Source organism: Algoriphagus aurantiacus (assembly GCF_035156405.1).
Classification (GTDB): domain Bacteria; phylum Bacteroidota; class Bacteroidia; order Cytophagales; family Cyclobacteriaceae; genus Algoriphagus; species Algoriphagus aurantiacus.
Genome location: NZ_JAXRUT010000063.1, coordinates 1 through 5,378, shown reverse-complemented (window position 1 = coordinate 5,378; position 5,378 = coordinate 1). Strand labels below are relative to the sequence as shown.

Here is a 5,378-nt window from a genome sequence, read left to right as displayed (position 1 = left end):
GGATCAGCCCCCAAAGTAAGTCTGAATACCAATCTGATTTTCACCGAGAAACCCGATCTGTTTTATTCACCAAGAATGGACAATTCGGATTTTGTGGAAGTGGAGCGCATGTTGTTTGACAGGGGTTATTACAAAAACAGTGAAAACTCCAACAGCAAGACGGCATTGTCCCCGGTAGTGGAGACGCTCATTGCACAAAGGGATGGTGTGATTTCATCAGATGAGGCTGAAAGACGCCTGGCAGGATATAAAAACCATGATGTAAGAAGTGAATTGCAAAATCACTATTACCGTCCCAGAATGAGCCAGCAGTATTCACTTGGAATAACCGGAGGAGGTACTCATAGTACTTATGCGGTTTCCGCAGGATACGACCGCATCGATGAAACGGTGGTAGGTAACTCCAGGGAAAGAATAACGCTCAATGCCAAAAACTCCTGGCTTTTCATGGACAATAAGTTGGATGCAAACCTAGGCCTATATTTTACAGGATCTGGAGTGACCACAGCTACTGAGCTACCTTCGCCCTATTCCTATGACTACCTGCAAGACGCCAATGGAAACCCTTTGCCTATTACCCGAGGGTACAGCAGGAGGTATGTCGAGGGGGACTTACCGGCAGATCTTTTGGATTGGAATTATATTCCTTTAGATGAACTGGGAAGCTTGGAGAATTCCTCCAGGGCTTCTGATCTACGGGTCAATTTAGGGCTAGGCTATAAGATATTTCCAGGTTTCCGGGCCAGTGTATCCCATCAGTATTGGCAAAACAGCAGTTCCCAGAGGAACTATCAGCTGGCTGGCAGCTACTTTGTCCGGGATTTGGTGAACCAGTTTTCTCAGCTTGACCCAGATGGAAGTATTACAAGACCGATTCCGGAGGGTGGGATAGAGGATATCGGATCAAACTTTGGGCATAGCCATAATTTCAGGGCGCAGTTAAATTACGAAAAGGTTTTTGGCAGAAACCAGCTTACCGTTTTGGGTGGATACGAAGCAAAGTCATTGCGCAGAGAAGGAAGCCAAACCCGGTACTATGGATACGAGGAGGAATTGGGAGTAAGCAGGCAGGTGGATTACATCACCCGGTTTAGACGATTTCACAACAATTCCCTGGCGAGCATCCCTTCGGTAGATGCACATTCGGGGACGGTTGATAACTTCATTTCCGCTTATTTCAATTCCTCTTTTACATTTGACAAGAAGCTGGTGCTCAATGCCAGCATGCGCAGGGATGCTTCCAATTTATTTGGCGTGAGGACAAACCAGAAGGCAGTACCTCTCTGGTCTGCAGGCGCATCCTGGGTACTCAGCGAAGAGGGATTTTTGGAAGGGTGGAACCTGCCTTTTATAAGACTTAGAACTACCTATGGCTATAATGGGAATGTGGACCGATCAGTAAGCGCATTTACTACGGCGCAATACATCTCCGGTGGACCATTTTCCCTGATTCCCAGCTTACCCTATGCGGTGGTGAGTAGTCCACCCAACCCAGATTTGAGATGGGAAAGAATAGGCATCCTCAATTTCGGTGCGGATGTGGAGACTTCTGATGGGCGACTTCGGGCTAGTCTTGAATACTATGTGAAAAAAGGGACGGATCTATTAGGGGATTTTCCTGTGGCCGCTTCTACCGGACTGCGTCAGTTCCGCGGGAATTTCGCCAATACACTGACCAAGGGTTTTGATTTTGAGATTTCCACGGTCAATACCCAAGGTCTGATCAGATGGGATACCAGACTGTTTGTGAGTTATGTAAATGAAAAAGTCACCGGTTACGAACGTGAATTTTCTGCGACCACTGCTTTACTTGGTACCTCTGGGGCAGTGCCCTTAGCAGGCAAACCTTTATTTTCCGTTTTGAGCATTCCCTTTGCCGGATTGGATCCTGCCAACGGGAATCCATTGGGCTACCTGGATGGAGAATCCTCAGACGATTACTCCGCTATTATTTCTTCCCTGACGGCATCCGAACTACGATACCATGGTCCCGCCAGGCCTACTGTGTTTGGAGCAATTACCAATAATCTATCCTGGAAAAACCTGTCCCTGTCTTTCAATATTACCTATAGGTTGGGCTACTACTATAGGAGACAGACAGTCAACTATGGGGAGATACTGGCAGGACGAATCAGCCATGCAGACTATGCACTGCGCTGGATCAAACCCGGGGATGAAGCAGTGACTGATGTGCCATCCATGCCTGAGGCAAACAACAACAATAGAAATACCCTGACCCTCTATGGATCCAATCTGGTAGAAAAAGGTGACCATGTTCGACTGCAGGATATCCGGCTTTCCTATGGACTGAACCAGTCCGATATCCACTGGTTGCCTTTTCAGAATGCGGAGTTATATGCCTATGCAGATAACCTAGGGATTATCTGGAGAGCCTCCAGTGATCGATTGGATCCGGATTACAGATTCTCTGGCCCGATGAGGAGTTTCTCTTTTGGGCTGAGAATAGGATTCTAAACCCCTTGGATAATAACCGAACATAAAATAATGAAATACTTATATCCGCTTTTCTACCAGTTATGAGACTAAAGCATAATAGGATTTGCTTAACACTAGCATTTAGGCTGCTTCGGTCATCCGTCTTCGGTCTTCTGACCTGGTGAGCAAAGAAATTAATGCTACTAGCAAGATTGCGGATAACCATATAATGAAAAATCAATAGAAAGATGGATAAATTAATGAATTATATAGTTGTATTACTTTTCCTTACTTCCTGCTCGGGCTTTCTGGATGAGAAGCCCTCCGTGGATATAGTAGTGCCGAAGACCCTGCAGGACCTGCAGGCACTGTTGGACAACAGTGGTTTCAATTCCTCTTCCGGAATCAGTGTGATCGGGACAGATGACATCATCACTACGCAGGAAGGACTAATGAGTTTGAACAATCAGATCACAGAAGGCAATGCTTACCTCTGGAAGGAAGATGTTTTGGAAGGATTGCCTTTCAATGACTGGAACCTGAATTATTCCAATATTCTCACCACTAATATTGTTCTACAACAATTGGAGGGAGTTGCTAAAAGCAGTCAGAATGAGATCCATTGGAACAGGATCAAAGGGAGTGCCTTGTTTTATAGGGCATTTCAATACTATGACCTGTTGAGATTGTTTGCTCCCCAGTATGATCCTACTACAGCCAGCACCCAACTGGGCGTTCCACTTCGCTTGGATCCTGAAATCAGAAACAACGAGAAAAGAGCAGATTTGGAGAGCTGTTATGCGCAGATCCGGATGGATCTGCAAAATTCCTTGGAGCTTCTGCCAGATTTACCAATCGATTATCCGACCCGTCCGAGTAAGTGGGCAGCATATGGTCTTTTGGCCCGGATGTCCTTGCAACTGGGAAAGTATGAAGAAGCACTGGAGTTTACGGACTTATGTCTTGGTATCAAATCAGATTTGATGGATTACAACTCGCTTAATCAAGCAGCATCATTTCCATTTTCGCAGTTCAACGAGGAAGTGATTTTCCATTCGGCTATGGGTTCCTATTCTTATATGACTAGGCCTTTGATCCATATAAACCCAGAACTGGTGTCTCTGTACACTGACTTTGATTTGAGAAAGGCCTTGTATTTAAGGCCATCCAATGTAGATGGAAGATTTAATTTCAAGGGGCATTATACTTCTGGAAATGTTGGTTTTAGTGGGATTGCAGTGGATGAGATAGTGCTTATCCGGGCAGAGGCATTGGTAAGGACAGGCCAATTTCACGAGGGGATGAACATGCTCAATGGATTACTGGCAACCCGGTTTTCTGAAGGGAACTTTGAACTTCTTACAGCAGTGAATGAAGAAAACGCTTTAGAGATAGTACTGGAAGAAAGAAGAAAAACCTTGGTCTTTCGGGGACACAGATGGGATGACTTAAGAAGGCTGAATAGTGATAGTAAATTTGAAAAAACACTTAGCCGGGAGTTAGGGGGAGTAACTTATACCTTGTTGCCTAACAGCAAGCGCTATGTATATCCTATTCCACAGAATGAACTTGACTTCAATGATATCCTGCAGAACGATAGGAAGTAATAAAAAAGCCTCAAAAGACACTTTTGAGGCTTTACTAGTTAATTACTTGCTTTTTTCAGGATCCCAGCTGAATTTCCGGTCCTGATTCATGGCACCGGGAGCCGGATCATCGATATCGTTACTCAGATACAGACAATGGGTTCCCGGATTATCCGGACAGGAGTATTCACCTGTTGCTACGACATCAGTCACATCCACAAGGATGTTATTGTCATCGAGTCCATAATAGTCCTGAAATTCTGGAGTTGGCTGGGTAAACGCAAAAGCGGCTACCACAGCAAGTGAAAATACACCTCCGCGTAGGAGGTTAATTGTTGTAACTTTCATAATTTTAATCATTATAGTTTACTAATAACTCCGGTCGCTTTGGATAAGCTGCCTGACCACGAATCGGGCAGTTTGTCTTTCCGAGAGGGGCGGCCGGATGTTTATGCCCCCTGCTGTTGTCCGGCAACCACCTGGTGGCTTCACGGACCGTGTTGATTTTTTCTTCTTCAATTAAAAACTGCTCCCATCGCTTTCGTTGGGCTGCATTTGCCTTGGCATTTTTTTATTTTTCACTCAACTAGCGCAAGTCTCACGACTTGTGCTTATCAAATTGCAGTCTCCAGACTGCCTTCATTTATTATTCAAACTTTACAATTCAACAACTACTTGCTGTTCACTTGCTGTTCGAGATTTGTAATCTCGAACCTTAACCGCAGGATTTCCAATCCGACAATTCCCAAACTCTATAGACCTCCTCGGAACAAACTTTCTACTACCACCATACTTCATGTCCTGCCTGTCCCGATGTTCTAATCCCGAGAACGAAGTGATTCGGGAAGCATAGCGATATCGGGAAGGACAATGGCCTTTTGTCTTTTTTTTGCACCGGGTTGAAACCCGGTGCTACCCATAGTGCATACCTACGGCATGCCCGCCTCCCGGAGGGCAGGCTTCTTTTCTACAGGGTTTTGGAGATAAATCAATCTAAATTCTCTTCACACATTACATGTGTCCTTTTGACCTTTTAACCCTTAAACTAGGCTTCGACTCCGCTCAGCCTGACTATTCCAAGTCTTACTTACTAATAGCAGCTTAACCCTTAACCTTTTAAACCTTTAACCTGTAAGGTCTCCGTGCTCCTCACATTTTCTCTGTGCATCTCTGTGCTCCTCCCTTACCACTCCCCACACCGCTATTCCCAAAAACACCAGATTAAACACCAGATGCTCTCCCCACCCCAGACTACTTAGCACCCCGCCACAGGAGCAGGGGACACGTTCTGTAAATCCCAGCCAGACCAGAGTTACGTACCCCGTAAAGAGAATCATCAGTACCACACTCAGCAGA

At 45.4% G+C, this 5,378-nt stretch carries 4 protein-coding genes; 2 read left to right on the top strand and 2 right to left on the bottom strand.

All coding sequences use genetic code 11. The features are described 5' to 3' along the window. Positions 1-2,475 (top strand): SusC/RagA family TonB-linked outer membrane protein (locus SYJ56_RS25695; protein ID WP_323839247.1); only part of this gene is annotated, 2,475 nt, incomplete at its 5' end. A 209-nt stretch (positions 2,476-2,684) separates the two neighbouring features. Next, positions 2,685-4,043, top strand: a complete 1,359-nt coding sequence (locus SYJ56_RS25690) for a RagB/SusD family nutrient uptake outer membrane protein (RefSeq protein WP_323839245.1) — start codon at positions 2,685-2,687, stop codon at positions 4,041-4,043. Positions 4,044-4,085: 42 nt separating this feature from the next. On the opposite strand, the gene SYJ56_RS25685 is transcribed toward SYJ56_RS25690, so the two are convergent. After that, positions 4,086-4,370 (bottom strand): hypothetical protein, encoded by a 285-nt coding sequence (locus tag SYJ56_RS25685; protein ID WP_323839243.1) that lies wholly within the window; start codon positions 4,368-4,370, stop codon positions 4,086-4,088. 776 nt (positions 4,371-5,146) lie between these two features. Beyond that, the coding region (locus SYJ56_RS25680) for a MauE/DoxX family redox-associated membrane protein (protein WP_323839242.1) at positions 5,147-5,378 on the bottom strand (232 nt) is incomplete at its 5' end.

Bases quoted from the DNA above. Each gene is read 5' to 3' on its own strand.
- SYJ56_RS25690 (WP_323839245.1), top strand. From the start codon at position 2,685: ATGGATAAATTAATGAATTATATAGTTGTATTACTTTTCCTTACTTCC.
- SYJ56_RS25685 (WP_323839243.1), bottom strand. From the start codon at position 4,370: ATGAAAGTTACAACAATTAACCTCCTACGCGGAGGTGTATTTTCACTT.